Annotated in this window: 18 protein-coding genes; 12 read left to right on the forward strand and 6 right to left on the reverse strand. The window is 69.4% G+C overall.

From position 1 onward, the window contains the following. The 5 genes from DES41_RS35400 to DES41_RS35420 all read right to left on the reverse strand — a co-directional run. Window positions 1–783 (reverse strand): enolase C-terminal domain-like protein (locus DES41_RS35400; protein ID WP_281277266.1); only part of this gene is annotated, 783 nt, incomplete at its 3' end. 23 nt (window positions 784–806) lie between these two features. Beyond that, on the reverse strand, window positions 807–1,256 hold the full coding sequence (locus DES41_RS35405) for a nuclear transport factor 2 family protein (RefSeq protein WP_114472387.1): 450 nt from the start codon (window positions 1,254–1,256) through the stop codon (window positions 807–809). A 49-nt stretch (window positions 1,257–1,305) separates the two neighbouring features. Next, entirely contained in the window at window positions 1,306–2,217 is a 912-nt protein-coding gene (kdgD, locus tag DES41_RS35410; protein WP_114472388.1) for a 5-dehydro-4-deoxyglucarate dehydratase, read from the reverse strand. A gap of 29 nt (window positions 2,218–2,246) precedes the next feature. Beyond that, window positions 2,247–3,218: a Bug family tripartite tricarboxylate transporter substrate binding protein gene (locus DES41_RS35415; RefSeq protein ID WP_114472389.1), complete on the reverse strand. Its 972-nt coding sequence runs from the start codon at window positions 3,216–3,218 to the stop codon at window positions 2,247–2,249. Window positions 3,219–3,305: 87 nt separating this feature from the next. Next, window positions 3,306–4,106 carry a FadR/GntR family transcriptional regulator gene (locus DES41_RS35420; RefSeq protein ID WP_114472390.1) on the reverse strand — a complete coding sequence of 267 codons (801 nt, stop codon included), beginning with the start codon at window positions 4,104–4,106 and terminating at the stop codon, window positions 3,306–3,308. 120 nt (window positions 4,107–4,226) lie between these two features. On the opposite strand from DES41_RS35420, the gene DES41_RS35425 reads away from it, so the two are divergent. From DES41_RS35425 to DES41_RS35475, 11 genes are all read left to right on the forward strand, one after another. Then, window positions 4,227–5,249 carry a LacI family DNA-binding transcriptional regulator gene (locus DES41_RS35425; protein WP_170168395.1) on the forward strand — a complete coding sequence of 341 codons (1,023 nt, stop codon included), beginning with the start codon at window positions 4,227–4,229 and terminating at the stop codon, window positions 5,247–5,249. Window positions 5,250–5,424: 175 nt separating this feature from the next. Beyond that, the gene (locus DES41_RS35430) at window positions 5,425–6,252 is read left to right on the forward strand and encodes an NAD-dependent epimerase/dehydratase family protein (RefSeq protein ID WP_114472392.1); all 828 of its coding nucleotides are present in this window, start codon (window positions 5,425–5,427) and stop codon (window positions 6,250–6,252) included. Window position 6,253: 1 nt separating this feature from the next. After that, entirely contained in the window at window positions 6,254–7,141 is an 888-nt protein-coding gene (locus DES41_RS35435; RefSeq protein WP_114472393.1) for an SMP-30/gluconolactonase/LRE family protein, read from the forward strand. A gap of 39 nt (window positions 7,142–7,180) precedes the next feature. Further along, a complete protein-coding gene (locus DES41_RS35440) occupies window positions 7,181–8,161 on the forward strand; it encodes a TRAP transporter substrate-binding protein (RefSeq protein ID WP_114472394.1) in 981 nt (326 codons plus the stop codon). Between the two features lie 90 nt (window positions 8,162–8,251). After that, window positions 8,252–8,782: a TRAP transporter small permease gene (locus DES41_RS35445; protein WP_114472395.1), complete on the forward strand. Its 531-nt coding sequence runs from the start codon at window positions 8,252–8,254 to the stop codon at window positions 8,780–8,782. 1 nt (window position 8,783) lies between these two features. Continuing rightward, window positions 8,784–10,070, forward strand: coding sequence for a TRAP transporter large permease (locus DES41_RS35450; protein ID WP_114472396.1), 1,287 nt, complete (start codon window positions 8,784–8,786; stop codon window positions 10,068–10,070). A gap of 81 nt (window positions 10,071–10,151) precedes the next feature. Then, window positions 10,152–10,916, forward strand: coding sequence for an SDR family NAD(P)-dependent oxidoreductase (locus DES41_RS35455; RefSeq protein ID WP_114472397.1), 765 nt, complete (start codon window positions 10,152–10,154; stop codon window positions 10,914–10,916). After that, complete coding sequence (locus tag DES41_RS35460; RefSeq protein ID WP_114472398.1) at window positions 10,916–11,926, forward strand: Gfo/Idh/MocA family protein; 1,011 nt, start codon at window positions 10,916–10,918, stop codon at window positions 11,924–11,926. The genes DES41_RS35455 and DES41_RS35460 overlap by 1 nt, the downstream gene beginning before the upstream one ends. Window positions 11,927–12,037: 111 nt before the next feature. Then, on the forward strand, window positions 12,038–13,453 hold the full coding sequence (gene pyk, locus DES41_RS35465) for a pyruvate kinase (RefSeq protein ID WP_114472399.1): 1,416 nt from the start codon (window positions 12,038–12,040) through the stop codon (window positions 13,451–13,453). A gap of 11 nt (window positions 13,454–13,464) precedes the next feature. Beyond that, window positions 13,465–14,757, forward strand: a complete 1,293-nt coding sequence (eno, locus tag DES41_RS35470) for a phosphopyruvate hydratase (RefSeq protein ID WP_114472400.1) — start codon at window positions 13,465–13,467, stop codon at window positions 14,755–14,757. 2 nt (window positions 14,758–14,759) lie between these two features. Further along, the gene (locus tag DES41_RS35475; protein ID WP_114472401.1) at window positions 14,760–15,929 is read left to right on the forward strand and encodes a glycerate kinase; all 1,170 of its coding nucleotides are present in this window, start codon (window positions 14,760–14,762) and stop codon (window positions 15,927–15,929) included. Here DES41_RS35475 and DES41_RS35480 read toward each other — a convergent pair. Next, on the reverse strand, window positions 15,898–16,788 hold the full coding sequence (locus tag DES41_RS35480; protein ID WP_114472402.1) for a LysR family transcriptional regulator: 891 nt from the start codon (window positions 16,786–16,788) through the stop codon (window positions 15,898–15,900). The genes DES41_RS35475 and DES41_RS35480 overlap by 32 nt on opposite strands. A gap of 83 nt (window positions 16,789–16,871) precedes the next feature. Between DES41_RS35480 and DES41_RS35485 the strand changes: the two genes are divergently transcribed. Continuing rightward, window positions 16,872–18,416 (forward strand): acetolactate synthase large subunit, encoded by a 1,545-nt coding sequence (locus DES41_RS35485; protein WP_114472403.1) that lies wholly within the window; start codon window positions 16,872–16,874, stop codon window positions 18,414–18,416.

Consider the following 18,416-nt stretch of genomic DNA (forward strand, 5'->3'; position numbering starts at 1 on the left):
GGCACCGCAGGGGTCTTCGGCATAGGCGACGACGCCTTGCATCTTGCGGCCCAGGCGGATGGCGTCCTGGAGGAGCCAGCCGCCGTTGGGGTCCAGCGTGACGCGCGCTTCCGGGAAGCGTTCGTGCAGGGCGGTGACAGCCTCGACCTCTTCGTCGCCACGCAGCACGCCGCCCTTGAGCTTGAAGTCCTGGAAGCCGTAACGCTGTTGCGCCGCTTCGGCCAGGCGCACGATGGCCTCGGGGGTCATGGCCATCTCGTGGCGCAGGCGGAACCAGGCGTTGTCGGCCTCGGGCTCGCGGCGGTAGGCCAGATCGGTCTTGTCACGGTCGCCGACGTAGAACAGGTAGCCCAGCATCTGCACGGCATCGCGCTGCTGGCCTTCGCCGAGCAGGGCGGCGACGGGCACTTCCAGGTGCTGGCCCAGCAGGTCGAGCAGCGCCGATTCGGCGGCCGTGACGGCGTGGATGGCCACGCGCAGGTCGAAGGTCTGCTGGCCGCGGCCCCCGGCATCGCGCTCGGCGAACTGCGTGCGCATGGCGTTCAGCACGGCCTGGTGGTTGCCGATGGGCTGGCCGACGATGAGCGCGCGGGCGTCTTCCAGCGTCTGGCGGATCTTCTCGCCCCCGGGCACCTCGCCCACGCCGGTGTGGCCGGCGTTGTCGGTCAGGATCAGCAGGTTGCGCGTGAAGTACGGGCCGTGCGCGCCCGACAGGTTCATGAGCATGTCGTCGTGGCCCGCCACGGGCACGACGCGCAACTCGGTGACGACAGGGGTGGACATGCAGCTTCCTGGGAAAAGGTGGTTCAGACCGGCGGACGCACGGCCTGGCGGGCCAGCAGTTTCCACTGTCCGCCCTGCTTTTGCCAGACGTGCAGGATCTTGATGTTGACCTTGCCCGGCTTGCCAGCGTCGTTGGTGTCTGCGACCAGCGTGTGACGCACGATGGCGGCATCGCCCACGACCTTGACGGTCTGCTCGCTGATGGCGATGGTCACGAAGTCGGACTTGGCGTCCAGCAGGTCGGCGATGAAGCTGGCCTTGGTGTCGACCTTGCCGCCCGAGTGGCCGTAGCTCAGGTCGTCGGCCACCAGCGCGGACAGGGCCTCGCGCGTGGGGTCGACCATGGCCACGCGCAGCTTCTCGGCTGCGGCGGCCACGGCCGCGGTGTCGTTCGCGCCGCTGCCCGAGGGCATGCCGGCGCAACCGGCGACCAGGGCGGCCGCAGCCGCCACGAGGAACAGTTTCTTGACCATGTGCGTGTCTCCTTGTTGTGTGTCGTTGTCTTGCGCGGTCGGGTCCGCCTTACTGCGGGCCGAGCTTCTTGATCAGCGCGGCCAGTTCTTCCATCTCATTGGGCTTCAGGTCGGACAGCGGTGCGCGCACCGGGCCGCCGTCGTGGCCGACGATCTTGGCGCCGGCCTTGATGATGGAGACCCCATAGCCTTCCACGCGGTTGCGGATGGCCAGGTAAGGCATGAAGAACTCCTTCAGCAGCTTGTGCTGTGTCGCCATGTCGTCGGTGGCCACGGCCTTGTAGAAGTCCATCGCCGTCTTCGGGATGAAGTTGAACACCGCCGACGAGTACACCGGCGTGCCCAGTGCCTTGTAGGCGGCGGCATAGACCTCGGCGGTGGGCAGGCCGCCCAGGTAGGCGAAGCGGTCGCCCAGCGCCATGAAGATCGAAGACATGGTCTCGATGTTGCCCACGCCGTCCTTGAAGCCCACCAGGTTCGGGCAGCGCTCGGCCAGGGTGATCAGCGATTTCGGGGTGAGCTTGGTGCGGTCGCGGTTGTAGACGATGACGCCGAACTTCACGCTCTTGCAGACCTGGGCCACGTGCTCGATCAGGCCTTCCTGGCCGGCTTCGGTCAGGTAGTGCGGCAGCAGCAGGATGCCGTGGGCGCCCAGGCGCTCGGCTTCCTGGGCATGGGCGATGGCGGTGCGGGTCGGGCCGCCGGCGCCGGCGATGATCGGCACCTTGCCGCGGCAGGTGTCCACGGCGGTCTTGATGACCTGGCTGTATTCCTCACCGGCCAGCGAGAAATACTCGCCCGTGCCGCCGGCGGCGAACAGTGCGCTGGCGCCGTAGGGAGCCAGCCACTCCAGGCGCTCGATGTAGGTCTTGGGACGGAAGTTGCCCTGCTCGTCGAAGTCCGTGATCGGGAACGAGAGCAGGCCGGAGCCCATGATGGATTTGAGTTCTTGCGGGTTCATGTCGGTGTCCTGTTTGTAGGGGTCGAAAATCAGTCGAGCTTGATGCCGGCGGCTTGCACCACGGATGCCCAGCGGGCACGCTCCTTGGCGAAGAACTGCTCTTCTTCGGCCGGTGCCATGGTCACCACCTCGGCGCCCTGCCCGGCCAGGCGTGAGCGGATGTCGGCCGAGCGGATCACGGTGATGAGCTCCTTGTTCAGGCGCTGCACGATGGCGTCCGGCGTGCCACGCGCCACGCGGATGCCTTGCCAGGTGCCCGACTCGTAGCCCGGCACGCCCTGCTCGGCGATGGTCGGCGTCTCGCCCACCAGCGGCATGCGCGTGCCCTTGGACACGGCCAGCAGCTTCAGCTTGCCGCTCTGCACGTGCGGCAGCGTGGCGAGCATGCCGTTCATGAGCACCTGCGTCTGGCCGCCCACGGTGTCCTGGATGGCCTGCACGCCGCCCTTGTAGGGCACGTAGACCCACTTGGCACCGGTGGCGCGTTCCAGCGCCACGCCAGCCAGGTGCGGCGCGCTACCGGTGGCGGTCACGGCGAAGTTCAGGTCGGTGGTCTTGGACAGCGCGACCAGTTCCTTCAGGTTGTTGGCCTTCACGGACGGATGCACCACCAGCAGATGCGGCGAGTAGGCCAGCATGGTCACGCCGCGCAGGTCCTTGGACGGATCGAAAGGCAGCTTGGTGTAGACCGAGGGGCTGATCGCCAGCGCGCCGACGTCGCACAGCAGCAGCGTGTAGCCATCGGGTTGGGACTTGGCGACGAAGTCGGCGCCCAGGTTGCCGTTGGCACCAGCCTTGTTCTCCACGATGACGGTCTGCTTGAGCGCATCGGCCAGCGGCACGCTGATGGCGCGCGCGATGATGTCCGACGACCCACCCGGCGGGTACGGCACGATGATGCGGATGGGCTTGCTTGGCCAGGCGTCCTTGGTCTGCGCCAGGCCCGGCAGGGCGACGGTGGCGGCAGCGGCGGCCAGCAGTTCGCGGCGTTTCAGTTGCATCGAGGTCTCCTCGGGTCGTGTGTTGCGATGAAGTCAGTCATCGTACAACCAAAGACGAACTGCCGCCAGATTTTTTTGTGGCGAAGTTCAGTCGGCGGCGCCGGCCGAGCGCTGGGCAGCCTCCTGCGCCAGGCGCAGCCGTTCGCGGCTGTTGGTCAGGTGGATGCGCATGGCGGCGCGCGCCGAGTCGGGGTCGCGGCGCGCGATGGCGGCGTAGATCTCTTCGTGCTCGCGGTTCACGCGGACCAGGTACTCGCCGCGCCGGTCGTGGTTGCGGATCGCGCTCACGCGCGTGCGCGGGATCAGGCCCGTGCCCAGGTGGCCCATGATGTCGGCGAAGTACGGGTTGCCCGTGGCCTGGGCGATCTGCAGGTGGAAGCTGAAGTCGTGCGCCACGGTGTCGCCGCCGGCCGCCACATTGGCTTCGAACGCGTCGAGCGCGGCGCGCAGACCCTGCAATTGCTCTTCGCTGCGGCGCAAAGCAGCCAGGCCGGCCGACTCGGTCTCCAGGCTGATGCGCAGCTCCAGCACCGCCAGCACGTCGACCGTGGTGGCGATGTCCGAGCCCTCCAGCCGGAACATGCCGGCCGCACGCGGCGGCAGCACGAAGGTGCCCACGCCGTGGTGGGTTTCCACCAGGCCGGAGGCCTGCAGCTTGGACAGCGCCTCGCGCACCACCGTACGGCTGACGCCATAGGCCTGCATGATGGCCGACTCGGTCGGCAGCTTGTCGCCCGTGCGCAGCTGCTGGCTGCGGATCTTCTCGGACAGATCGTCCACCAACCCGTGGGCCAGGCCGCGGCCACGCACGCGTGGAACGGCGGCCGCGAACGGCGCTGCGGCGGCGGTTTCGGGCGCGGTGGTCGGCCCGGATGACAGCGTGGACATGGGCTCATCATAGTTCTTCTAGCGGTTGTACGACAACAGACCATGGGCCGATCCGCATTTCGCGCTGCTGTCCATCTGTGGCATGGTTCGCGCCCTGCCTCACTTACGGCCCATCCACCCATGACTGTTCCGCGCAAGCGCGCCGCCACCATCCGCGACGTGGCCGAGGCCGCCCAGGTCTCCACCGCCACGGTGTCCAAGTTCGTCAACGGCAACCAGCGCTTCACGGCCGAGGTGGAGGCACGCATTGCGCAGGCCGTGCGCCAGCTGGGCTACTCGCTGAACCCGATGGCGCGCGGCATGATCACGGGCCAGACCGGCAACGTCGGCATCGTCATCCTGGACATCCGCAATCCCTATTTCACGAGCCTCGTGAAGGGCGCGGCGCGCCAGGCCGCCAGTGCCGGGCTCAACCTCATCATCGCGGACGCGGAAGAAAGCACCTCACCCGAGCTGGGGGTGCTGCAGTCGCTGCGCCGGCGCGTGGACGGGCTCATCGTCAGCGCGCGGCTGCCGGCGCCGGCCATCGAATCGCTGTTCGACAGCGGCACGCCCGTGGTGTTCTACGGCCGTCCCTCGCCCTACGAGAACAACCACAACGTGGGCTGCGACAACTACGCCGCCGCGCTGATGCTGGGCCGCCACCTGCGCGAACTGGGACACCGGCGCATCAGCTACCTGGGTTTTTCGGGCGCGCGCTGGAGCTTCGAGCGCGAGCGCGGGCTCAAGGATGCCTTCAAGGGCGTGGACGCGCGCTTTCGCAGCTTCGACGCCCACGCCCCCTCGGCCGAGGAAGGCGAACGCCTGGCCTCCACCGTGCTGCTGTCGCAGGAACTGGACGACGCCATCGTCACCTACAACGACCTGCTCGCCATGGGCCTGCTGGTGGAAGCCAAGTCGCTGGGCATCCGCGTGCCCGAGCAGGTCTCGGTGGCGGGCTTCGACAACCTGGCCTACGGCCGGCTCGTGAGCCCGGCCCTCACCAGCGTGGACATGATGGGCGAGGCCACGGGCGAACTGGCCATGCGCAAACTGGTCGGCGTGATCAAGGGCCAGCCCTCCGTGCACGAGGACGACGTGCTGCAGAGCCGCATCGTCGCGCGCGAGTCCACCGGCCCGCGGCGGACTAGGGTAAACGATTAGCTTGCGGGGATTGACGCCACCATGGCGCTGCAGGACGATCACCCCTGTTCGCCTGACGGCGTCTTTTTTTCGAGACCAGTTAAACGTTTACCTTGTTTCCTTGCGCTGGCGCAAGAAAACTTCTGGAAAGCCCGCACTGGTCGCCCGCTGAATCCACGTCCAAACTTTTGCTGCCATGTCCACTACGACTTCTTCCGATGCGCCCCGCCTGCAGCGCCTGCTCCTGACCGGTGCGGCTGGCGGCCTGGGCAAGGTGCTGCGCGAGCGCCTCGCCGGCCTGGCGCAGGTGCTGCGCGTCTCCGACATCGCAGCGCTCGGCGAGGCCCGCGGTGCGCACGAGGAAGTCGTGCCCTGCGACCTGTCCGACAAACAAGCCGTCGATGCGCTGCTGGCCGGCTGCGACGCCATCGTGCACCTGGGCGGCGTCTCGGTGGAACGGCCTTTCGAGGAGATCCTCGAGGCCAACATCAAGGGCATCTTCAATGTCTACGAAGCCGCGCGCCGCCATGGCGTCAAGCGTGTGGTCTTCGCCAGCTCCAACCATGTGATCGGCTTCTACGAGCAGACGGAGAAGCTGGACGCGAACGTGCTGCGCCGGCCCGACGGCTACTACGGCCTGTCCAAGTCGTTCGGCGAGGACATGGCGCAGTTCTACTTCGACCGCTACGGCATCGAGACCGTCAGCATCCGCATCGGCTCCTCGTTCCCCGAGCCGCTGAACCGCCGCATGATGAGCACCTGGCTCAGCTACGACGACCTGACCGCCTTGATCGAGAAGTCGCTGTTCACGCCGCAGGTGGGCCACGCCGTGGTCTACGGCGCCTCGGCCAACAAGGACGTCTGGTGGGACAACCATGCCGCCGCCAAGCTCGGCTGGACGCCGAAGGACAGCTCCGAGGCGTTCCGCGCCAAGGTCGAGGCACAGCCACCCGTGGCGCCGACCGACCCGAACGCGATCTACCAGGGCGGCGCCTTCACCGCCCAAGGCCCCTTCGGAGACTGAATTGAGCACCGCAGAACTGATCCTCGACGCACGCAACGGCACCGGCGAAAGCCCGGTCTGGCACGTGGGCGAGCAGGCGCTGTACTGGGTCGACATCCCGGGCAAGGCCATCCACCGCTGGTCGCCCGCGCAAGGCCACCGCCACTGGGCCACGGCCGAGATGCCGGCGTGCATCGCCGCCACGCCCACGCACGGCCGCTGGATCGCCGGCATGGAGACCGGCCTGTTCGCCTTGCAATTGCAGGACGATGGTCAAGTCCATGCCGAGCGCCTGGCCGCCGTGCAGCACAGTGCGCCCGCGATGCGCTTCAACGACGGCCGCTGCGACCGCCAGGGCCGCTTCTGGGCCGGCACCATGTGCCTGGACATGGCGGCCGCCATCCGTGCCGGCGCCTGGTACCGCTACGGCACCGGGGACACCGCCCTGCCGACGCAGCTGACCGACTTCATCGTGCCCAACGGCCTGGCCTTCAGCCCCGACGGCAAGACCATGTACCTGTCCGATTCGCATCCCCAGGTGCAGAGCATCTGGGCCTTCGATTACGACGTGGACAGCGGCACGCCATCCAACCGCCGCCTGTTCGTCGACATGAACGCCCTGCCCGGCCGCCCCGACGGCGCGGCCATCGACGTGGACGGCTGCTACTGGATCTGCGGCAACGACGCCGGGCTCGTGCACCGCTTCACGCCCGATGGCCGGCTCGACAAGTCCCTGGCCGTGCCCGTCAAGAAGCCCGCCATGTGCGCCTTCGGCGGCCCGCGGCTGGACACCTTGTACGTGACCTCGATCCGGCCGGGCGGCGACCTGTCGGACCAGCCGCTGGCCGGCGGCGTGTTTGCGCTGCGTCCGGGCGTGTGCGGATTGCCTGAACCCTCTTTCGCAGCATAGTTTTCATCCTGCCCCCCACCAACCCCTAGGAGACGACCCATGACCTTCCGCCGCAACTTCATCGCCACCGCTGTGGCCGTTCTGGCCGCCACCGCCGGCCTGCAAGCCTCCGCACAGAACGTGCTGAAGGCTTCCGATACCCACCCGGCGGGCTATCCCACCGTGGTGGCTGTCGAGAACCTCGGCAAGAAGCTCGATACGCAGACCAATGGGCGCATCAAGATGCGGATGTACCCCGGCGCGGTGTTGGGCGAAGAAAAGGAAACCGTCGAACAAACGCAGATCGGCGCGATCCAGATCAACCGCATCTCGCTGGGCGTGATCGGCCCGGTGGTACCGGAAGTCAACGTGTTCAACATGCCCTTCGTGTTCCGCGACATCGCGCACATGCGCAAGGTGATCGACGGCCAGGTGGGCGATGACCTGCTCGCCAAGGTGACGGCCAGCCCGGCGCGCCTGGTGGCACTGGGCTGGATGGACGGCGGCGCACGCAGTCTGTACACCAAGAAGATGGTCAAGACCCCCGCCGACCTGAAAGGCGTGAAGGTCCGCATGATGGGCAACCCGCTGTTCGTGGACACCATGAACGCCATGGGTGGCAATGGCATTTCCATGTCCTACGGCGAAGTGTTCAGCGCGCTGCAGACCGGCGTGATCGACGGCGCGGAGAACAACCCGCCCAGCATGTTCACCTCCAACCACTTCACCACCGGCGCCAAGTACTACGCGCAGACCAACCACCTGATCATTCCCGAGTTGCTGGTGATGTCCAAGGTGGCCTGGGACAAGCTCACGCCCGAAGACCAGGCGCTGATGAAAAAGCTGGGCCGCGAGGCGCAGATGGAGCAACGCGTGCTGTGGGACAAGAGCGTGGAAGACTACTCGGCCAAGCTCAAGGCCGCAGGCGTGGAGTTCGTGGCCGTCGACCAGAAGATGTTCTACGACGCCACCGCACCGGTGCGCGCCAAGTACGGTGCCAACTTCACCGACCTGATGAAGCGCATCTCCGACGTCAAGTAAGCGCCGCGTTCGTCAGTACAACGCTCCACTAGCAGATGCCCAGGGGCTGCCGACCATGGCAAGCCCCGGGGGTCAGGCCGGGCCAATAACATGAAACAACTTACCCTGCGCTTCAACGACCAGCTGTACCTCGCGTGCATCTGGATCGCAGGCCTTTCGATCTTCGTGATGACGCTGATCATCCCCTGGGGCATTTTCACGCGCTATGTCCTGGGCACGGGATCACAGTGGCCCGAACCGATCGCCATCCTCCTGATGGTGGTGTTCACCTTCTTCGGCGCGGCGGCTGGCTACCGCGCCCAGGCACACATCTCCGTGGCCATGGTGACAGACCGGTTGCCGGCGGCCATCCGTCCGCCCCTCGCCTGGTGCATGAACGTGCTGATGCTGCTGATCGCTTTGTTCATGGTCTGGTATGGCGCCAAGCTCTGCATGGGAACCTGGCACCAGAGCATCGGCCAGCTGCCCTGGATGCCGGTCGGCGCGACCTACCTGCCCGTCCCGCTGGGCGGCGTGATCACTGCGCTGTTTGTCCTGGAGAACCTGATCCTGGGCCAGCAGCATCACCGCGATGTGGTCACCTACGACCACGAGAAGAACATCGAACCCGAGGCACTCTGACATGGATGCGTTCGTTTTGCTGGGCTCGTTTCTGGGCCTCATGATCCTCGGGCTGCCCGTCGCCTATGCGCTGGGCCTGGCGGCCCTCGTCGGTGCCTGGTGGATCGACATTCCGCTCGACGCCGTGATGATCGCCATCTCCAGCGGCGTCAACAAGTTCTCGCTGCTGGCCATTCCCTTCTTCGTGCTGGCCGGCGCCATCATGGCCGAAGGCGGCATGTCGCGGCGGCTTGTCGCGTTCGCCAGTGTGCTGGTGGGCTTCGTGCGGGGCGGCCTGTCCCTCGTCAACATCCTGGCGTCGACCTTCTTCGGCGCGATCTCCGGCTCGTCCATGGCCGACACCGCCTCCATCGGTTCGGTGCTGATTCCCGAGATGGAGAAGAAGGGCTATCCGCGCGACTTCGCCACGGCCGTCACGGTCAGCGGATCGGTGCAGGCCATCCTGATCCCGCCAAGCCACAACGCGGTGATCTATTCGCTGGCTGCCGGTGGCGGCGTGTCCATCGCCGCACTGTTCCTGGCCGGCGTGCTGCCCGGCCTGATCCTGGGGCTGACGCTGGCGATCATGTGCCTGTTCATCGCCCGCAAGCGCGACTTTCCCAAAGGCGAGCGCATCCCGATGGCGCAGGCACTGCGCATCGCGGCCGATGCCCTGTGGGGGTTGATGACCATGGTGATCATCCTGGGTGGCATCCTGTCCGGCGTGTTCACCGCCACGGAGTCCGCGGCCATCGCCGTGCTCTGGGCGTTCTTCGTGACCATGTTCATCTACCGCGACTACAAGTGGAACGAGTTGCCCAAGCTGGTGCACCGCACGGTCAAGACGCTGTCCATCGTGATGATCCTGATCGCGTTCGCCGCAGCCTTCGGCTACGTCATGACGCTGATGCAGATTCCGCAGCAGATCACCGAACTGTTCACCAGCGTTTCCAGCAACAAGTACGTCGTGCTGTTGATGATCAACATCCTGTTGCTGGTCCTGGGCACCTTGATGGACATGGCGCCGCTGATCCTGATCATGACGCCGATCCTGTTGCCGGTGGTGACGCAGCTGGGCGTCGACCCCGTGCACTTCGGCATGATCATGATGGTCAACCTGGGCATGGGCCTGATCACGCCACCCGTGGGCGGGGTGCTGTTTGTCGGCGCGGCCGTGGCCAAACTGCCGATCGAGCGTGTGATCAAGGCGCTGTATCCCTTCTTCGGTGCGCTGTTCCTGGTGCTGCTCGCGGTGACCTACATCCCCGCGCTGTCCCTGTGGCTGCCGGGGCTGCTACTCGGGAAGTGATGCGTGGCGCAACGCGCCCACCACGCAGGGCGCCTACCCTTTGTCCTCGGACCTGACATACCAAGCCACGAAAGGCACGACATGCAAGACCTCAAAGGCAAGACCGCGCTCGTGACGGGCGCCAGCACCGGCATCGGCGCCGCCGTGGCGGCTGCGCTCGGCGCGCAGGGCTGCAAGGTGGTGGTGCACTACAACCAGAGCGAAGGCCCGGCGCAAGCCGTCGTCGCGCAGATCGTGCAGGGCGGCGGCCAAGCCGTCGCGCTGCGCGCCGACGTGCGCGACAGCGCAGCCATCAAGGCCTGCGTGGCCGCCACGGTGCAGGCCTTCGGCAGCGTCGACATCCTCGTCAACAACGCGGGCAGCCTGGTGCAGCGCGCGCCCATCGCCGAGTTCACCGACGCGCTGTTCGACGAGGTGCTGCACGTCAACGCGCTGTCGGCGCTGGTGTTCTGCCGCGAGGTGGTGCCGCTGATGCGCCAGCAGGGCCGCGGCGGCAGCATCATCAACGTGACCTCGGTGGCCGCGCGCAATGGCGGCGGCCCCGGCGCCTACCTGTACGCCGGCTCCAAGGGCTTCATCAGCACGGCCACGCGCGGCCTGGCCAAGGAACTGGTGCCCGACCGCATCCGCGTCAACGCGGTCGCGCCGGGCGTGATCGCCACGCCGTTCCAGGACCGCTTCTCCACGGCCCAGATGCTGGAGAACTTCAAGGCCAGCATTCCCATGGGGCGGCTCGGCACCGCCGAGGAATGCGTGGGCGCCTTCCTGTACCTCGCTTCGGACCAACTCTCGGGCTACGTGACCGGCCAGATTCTGGAAGTCAACGGCGGCCAGTACATGCCGTGATGCGCGTCGCCATCATCGGCGCCGGCGTGGCCGCGCCCCCGCACTTGCGCAGCCTGCACGACCTGCGCGACCGGGCCGAGGTGGCCTGGGCCTGGGGCCGCGACCTGCAACGCCTGGCAGCGGCCGGCTTGCCGGCCGGCACGCGCACGACGACGCGGCTGGAGGACGTGCTGGAGGACCAGAGCGTCGGCGCCGCCCTCGTGCTGACACCGCCCCACACCCACCTGGAGATCGTGGAACGGCTGGCCGCCGCGGGCAAGCATGTGCTGGTCGAGAAGCCGGTGGAACTCACGCTGGCCCGCGCCGAGGCGCTGGTCGCCGCCTGCGCACGGCATGGCGTACGCCTGGCCGTGATGCTGCAACACCGTGCCAGCCCCGCCGCGCTGCAACTGGCCGATCTGATCCGCAGCGGCAGCCTCGGCGCGCTGACGGGCGCCAGCGCTACGGTGCGCTGGTGGCGCCCGCAGAGCTACTACGACCAGCCCGGCCGCGGCACCATGGCGCGCGACGGCGGCGGCGTGCTCATGACCCAGGCCATCCACACGCTGGACCTGCTGCTGCACCTGGTCGGCACGCCGCAGCGCGTGCTGGGCCTGGCCGCCACCTCGCCCGTGCACCGCATGGAGACCGAGGACCAGGCCGCGGCCCTGCTGCACTGGGAGAACGGTGCCATCGGCGTGCTCGACGCGACCACGGCCGCCTACCCCGGCTACCCGGAGCGCATCGCGCTCAACTTCACGCAGGGCACGGCGACGCTGGAAGCCGGCGCGCTGGTCGTGGAACAGCCCGGCGCCGAGACGCTGCGCGTGGGCCAGGCCCAGGCCTCGGGTTCGGGCGCCAACCTCATGGGCTTCGACCATGCCGGCCACCGCGCCGTGATCGCGGACTTCCTGGACGCCATCGCCGAACGCCGTGCGCCGCTCACGGACGGCGCTTCGGCCCTGGCCGTGCAGCGGCTCATCGAGGCCGTGCTGCGCTCGTCGACCGAGGGCGTCGCGGTCCGCTGGTAGGGCGTCATTCCTGCGGGGCATGGCGGTGGTGCCGCAATGCCATTGGTCAAGGAGGCCGGCGGTGCCTAGAGTCGCCGCATCTGCCACCAACCGACCGGAATGCCCCGCACCATGCGACGCCAACGCCACGGAAAGATCATCGCCACGCTCGGCCCCGCCAGCTCGGACCGCGCCACCATCCAAAGCCTGTTCGAGGCCGGGGCCGACGTGTTCCGCCTCAACTTCAGCCACGGCAGCCACACCGACCACCAGGCCCGCTACGACCTGATCCGCGCCGTCGAGCGCGACTGTGGCCGGCCCATCGCCGTGCTGCTCGACCTGCAAGGCCCCAAGCTGCGCGTCGGCCGCTTCGCCGATGGCCCCGTCACGCTGGCCGACGGTGCGCGCTTCAGGCTCGACCTGGACAGCACGCCCGGCAACACCACGCGCGCGCCATTGCCCCACCCCGAGATCTTCGCCGCGCTGCAAGCCGGCCATGACCTGCTGCTCGACGACGGCAAGCTGCGCCTGCGGGTGCTGGCCTGCGGCGCCGACTTCGCCGAGACCGAAGTCATCGCCGGCGGTGTGCTGTCCGAACGCAAGGGCGTCAACGTGCCTTCGGTGCTGCTGCCGATCTCGGCGCTCACGCCCAAGGACCGCGCCGACCTCGCCTTCGGCCTGGAACTGGGCGTGGACTGGGTCGCTCTGTCCTTCGTGCAACGGCCCGAGGACGTGCAGGAACTGCGTTCGCTGGTGCAGGGCCGCGCCGGCATCCTCTCCAAGCTCGAGAAGCCCGCCGCCATCGACGGGCTGGACGCCATCGTCGCGCTGTCCGACGCCGTGATGGTGGCGCGCGGCGACCTCGGCGTGGAGATGCCGGCCGAGCAGGTGCCCCCGATCCAGAAGCGCATCGTGCGCAGCTGCCGCCAGGCCGGCAAGCCGGTGGTCGTGGCCACGCAGATGCTGGAATCCATGGTCAGCGCACCGGTGCCCACGCGGGCCGAGGCCTCCGACGTGGCGACCGCGGTCTACGACGGCGCCGACGCCGTGATGCTCTCGGCCGAATCGGCCTCGGGCCGCTACCCGCGCGAGGCGGTGGCCGTCATGGACGCCATCATCCGCGCGGCCGAGGCCGACCCGCACTGCCGCACCGTGGTCGAGGCCTCGGGCTTCGCGCCCCAGCCCACCGTGGGCGACGCGATCTGCGCCGCGCTGCAGCAGTCGGCCGAACTGCTGGGCGCGGCGGCCATCGTGACGTTCACGCGCTCGGGCTTCACGAGCCTGCGCGCGTCACGCGAACGGCCGCACGCACCCATCGTGAGCGTGACGCCCGACCTGGCCACGGCGCGCCGCCTGGCGCTGGCCTGGGGCGTGCATTCGGTCCATGTGCCGCACGATGTGGACGACGTGCCCGGCATGGTGCAGGCCGCCTGTGCGCTGGCGCGCGCCGAGGGCTTTGCGCAAGCTGGCGAGACGATCGTGATCGCTGCCGGCATGCCCTTCGGCAAGGCCGGCACCACCAACCTGCTGCACATCGCCCACGCCTGAGAGACCGCCCCATGTCCACCATCACCCACATCCAGGCCCTGGAGATCATCGACTCGCGTGGCAACCCCACGGTCGCCGCGCGCGTGCGGCTGGCCGACGGCAGCTGCGGCAGCGCCGCCGCGCCCTCGGGCGCATCGACCGGTTCGCGCGAGGCTGTGGAACTGCGCGACGGCGACACCGCGCGCTACAAGGGCAAGGGCGTGCGCCGCGCCGTCGCCCACGTGAACGGCGAGATCGCCCAGGCGCTGGCCGGCCAGGATGCGCTGGACCAGGCCGCGCTCGACCACACGCTCTGCACGCTGGACGGCACGCCCGACAAATCGCGCCTGGGCGCCAACGCGCTGCTGGCCGTGTCGCTGGCCACAGCCCAGGCCGCGGCCGCATCCCGGGGGCTGCCGCTGTACCGCCACCTTGCGCCCAGCGGCCCGCTCACGCTACCCGTGCCGATGATGAACATCATCAACGGCGGCGCACATGCCGACAACAACGTCGACATCCAGGAGTTCATGGTGCTGCCCATCGGCGCGCCGAGCTTCAGCGAGGCGCTGCGTTACGGCGTGGAAATCTTCCACGCGCTCAAGGCCTTGCTCAAGACGCGCGGCCTGGCCACCGCGGTCGGCGACGAAGGCGGCTTCGCGCCCGACCTACCGTCCAACGAGGCCGCGCTGGACACCATCGTGCGGGCCATCGAGCTGGCCGGCTTCGCGCCGGGCCGCGAGATCTTCCTGGGCATCGACGCGGCGAGTTCGGAGTTCCACGCGGGCGGCCGCTACACGCTGGCGTCCGAGAACCGCGCATTCGACTCCGCGGGCTTCGTCGACTACCTCGCGCGCTGGGTCGACGCCTACCCCATCGTCTCCATCGAGGATGGACTGGACGAGAGCGACTGGGCCGGCTGGAAGCTGCTGACCGAGCGCCTGGGCCGGCGCGTGCAGCTCGTCGGCGACGACCTGTTCGTCACCAACACCGCCATCCTGCAACGCGGCATCGATGGCGGCATCGCCAACGCCATCCTCGTCAAGCCCAACCAGATCGGCACGCTGACCGAGACCCTGGCCGCCATCGACATGGCGGCAGCGGCCGGCTACGGCGCCGTGGTGTCGCACCGCTCGGGCGAGACCGAGGATTGCTGCATCGCCGACCTGGCCGCCGCCACGCGCGCCACGCAGATCAAGACCGGCTCGCTGTGCCGCTCGGACCGCATGGCCAAGTACAACCGGCTGCTCTGGATCGAGGCCGAGCTCGGCCGCGATGCCGTCTACGCCGGCCGCGACGCCTTTCCCTTGCTGCGCCAGGGCGGCTGAGCATGCAGATCCTGATCGCCCCCGACTCGTTCAAGGAAAGTCTCAGCGCGCTCGCGGTGGCGCAGGCCATCGAGGCCGGCTTCCGCGAGATCTTCCCCGAGGCGCGCTACCGCCTCCTGCCCATGGCCGATGGCGGCGAGGGCACGGTGCAGGCGCTCGTCGATGCCACGGGCGGCCGGCTGCGCGAGGCCATGGTCACGGGCGCCACGGGCCGGCGCATCGCGGCCGGCTACGGCCTGGCGGCCGACAGCAACCTGGCCGTCATCGAGATGGCAGCCGCCAGCGGGCTCGAAGCCGTGCCGCCGGCCGAGCGCGACCCGCGCGGCGCCACCAGCTACGGCACCGGCGAGCTGATCGCCGACGCGCTCGATGCCGGCGCACGGCGCTTCGTGATCGGCCTGGGCGGCAGTGCCACCAACGACGGCGGCGCCGGCATGTTGCAGGCCCTGGGCGTGCGCCTCGTCGATGCCGACGGCCGGGATCTTCCCCGCGGCGGCGCGGCGCTCGCGCGGCTGCACCGCATCGACGCCAGCGGCCTGGACGCGCGCATCGCGCAGTGCCGCATCGACGTGGCCTGCGACGTGACCAACCCGCTGCTGGGCCCGCGCGGGGCCTCGGCGGTGTTCGGCCCGCAGAAGGGCGCCACGCCGGCCATGGTGGCCGAGCTCGACGGCTGTCTGCGGCGGCTGGCCGAGGCGCTGCGCCGCGACCTGGGCCAGGACGTGGCGGAGGTGCCCGGCACCGGCGCGGCCGGCGGCATGGGCGCGGCCCTGCTCGCGGTGCTGGGCGCCAAGCTGCGCCCGGGCAGCGAGGTCGTGGCCGACGCGCTGGGCCTGGACGCCGCAGTGCGCGAGGCCGACCTCGTCATCACCGGCGAAGGCCGCACCGACGGCCAGACCATCCACGGCAAGGCGCCCATCGGCGTGGCCCGCGTGGCGGCGCGCCACGGCGTGCCCGTGATCGGCCTGTCCGGTGCGCTGACGCCCGATTCGAGTGCGGTGCACGCGCACGGCATCGCGGCCGTGTTCAGCGCCGTGCGCAGCGTCTGCACCTTGGAAGAAGCGCTGCAAGACGCCGCGGCCAATGTGCGCGCCACCGCGCGCAACATCGCCATGGCGCTGCGGCTGGGCCAGCGCCTGGCTAGGCCTGCACCGCCGACGGCCAGACGCTGAAGACGCGCTCGCGCAGCGCGGCCTGCAAGGGCCGCGCCGCGTCCTCGGCCCGCATGAGCAGCGACAGCGGGCAGGCGATGCGCTCGCCGTCCCAGGCGACGAGGCGGCCGGTGGCCAGCAGGTCCTGCACGCGCCGTTCGCGCGCCAGGCACAGGCCCACGCCGGCCTGCACCAGATCGAGCATGGAGGACTCCTGGTCGGCCTCGGCCACGGTCTGGCGCGAGAGGCCCTGCTGGCGCAGCAGCCGCTCCATGATCACGGTCTGCGAACTGCCGCGCACCGTGCCGATCCAGGGCAGTGCCGCGAGCGCCGCCCAGTCCTGGCCCATCACGCGCGGCGCCCAGGCCGGCGGCAGCACCACGGCATACGACTCCACGCCCAGCGCGATGGCCGAGACCTCGGCATCGTCCACCTCGCCCAGGAAGAAGCAGGCATCGATCTCACCGGCCTTGAGTTGCTGCAACACCGTGCCCGAGATGCCGTGCGCCAGCCGCACGTCCACCTGCGGGCAGTGCTGCTGCATCTCGCTGAGCAGCTCGCCCAGCCGGATCGAGGCCGGATCGACGATGGTGCCCAGGCGCAGGGTGCCCGTCAGCTGGCCCTGCAGTTGCCGCGCGGCCGTGGCCAGCTCGCCCGCGGCCTCCAGCGTGCGCTGGGCCAGCGGCAGCAGGCGCCGGCCGATGGCGCTGGGGGCCATGCCGGTCGTGGTACGGTCGAACAGCGGGCCGCCCAATTCTTCCTCGAGCGCCTTGAGCTGCTTGGACACCGCCGACTGCGTCAGGTGCAGTTGCTCGGCCGCACGCGTCACATGGCCGACACGGGCGACAGCGACGAAGGCGCGCAGTTGGTAGATTTCCATGTTCCGGGGGTCTGGGCTTGCCGTGGCAGTTTGACACACGGCCCCCCCGCTCTTTCCCATCCATCCACACAAGGAGTTCGCCGATGAACGGTGCCCACAGCCTGGTCCACACATTGCTCGCCGCCGGTGTCGACACCTGCTTCGCCAACCCCGGCACCAGCGAGATGCACTTCGTCGCCGCGCTGGACCAGATTCCCGGCATGGACTGCGTGCTGGGCCTGCAGGAGAACGTGGTCACGGGCATGGCCGACGGCTACTGGCGCATCGCGCGCAAGCCGGCCTGCACGCTGCTGCACTGCGGCCCGGGCCTGGCGAACGGCCTGGCCAACCTGCACAACGCACGACGCGCCCACGCCGGCATCGTCAACATCGTGGGCGACCAGGCCACTTACCACCGTCCGCACGATGCGCCGCTGACAGCCGACACCGAGGCCCTGGCGCGCACCGTCTCGCACTGGGTGCGCACCAGCAGCCGCGCCGAGGACGTGGGCCGCGACGCGGCCGCCGCCGTGCAGGCCGCGCGCAGCGGGCCGGGCCAGGTGGCCACGCTGATCCTGCCGTCCGACGCGTCGTGGAACGAAGGCGCGGCCGCGGCCGAACCGCTGGCGGTGCCCGCGCTTGCAGCGCTCGATCCGTTCGCCGTCGACAACGCCGCGCGCGTGCTGCGCGCGGCCGGCCGCGACACGCTGATCCTGCTGGCCGACAGCGCCGTGCGCGGCCCCGCCCAGGCGCTGGCCTGGCGCGTGGCCCAGGCCACCGGCGCCACGCTGCTGGCCGACTTCATGAATGCGCATGTGGAGCGCGGCCGCGGCCGCCTGCCGCTCGAGCGCGTGCCCTATGTGACCGACCTGGCCATCAAGACGCTGGCGCGTTTCAAGCACATCGTGCTGGTCGGCGCCAAGCCGCCCGTGGGCTTCTTCGCCTACCCGGGCAAGCCCTCCACGCAGTACGCACCCGAGGCGCAACTGCACCGGCTTTCGCGCCTGGACCAGGACCCGGCCGCCGCACTGCGCGCCCTGGTGGAGGCGCTCGGCGCGCCCGAAGCCGCGTTGCCCGATCCCGGCCCGCGGCCCGAGCCCGCGCGCGGCAAGCCCACGCCCGAGGGCCTGGCCCAGACGGTGGCCGCGCTGATGCCCGACCGGGCCATCGTCTCCGACGAGAGCGTGTCCTTCGGCCGCGGCTTCTACGCCCACACGCAGGCAGCACCGGCGCACGACTGGCTGCACCTGGCCGGCGGCGCCATCGGCGATGGCCTGCCCGTGGCCACCGGCGCGGCCATCGGTGCCAAGCGCCAGCGCCGCGTGATCAGCCTGCAGGCCGACGGCTCGGCCATGTACTCGCTGCAATCGCTGTGGACGCAGGCGCGCGAGCAACTGCCCTGCACCACCATCATCCTGTCCAACCGCAAGTACAACATCCTGATCGGCGAGTACGCGGGCGTGGGCGCCACGCCCGGCGCCACCGCCATGCGCATGCTGGACCTTGGCAACCCCGACATCGACTGGGTGCGCCTGGCCGGCGGCATGGGCGTGGAGGCCGCGCGCGCCGAGACGCTGGAGCAGTGCGCCGACCTCATGCGCGCGAGCTTTCAGCGCGCCGGTCCGTTCCTGATCGAGCTGATGGTCTGA

It is taken from the genome of Pseudorhodoferax soli (assembly GCF_003337555.1).
Taxonomy (GTDB): Bacteria; Pseudomonadota; Gammaproteobacteria; order Burkholderiales; family Burkholderiaceae_C; genus Pseudorhodoferax; species Pseudorhodoferax soli.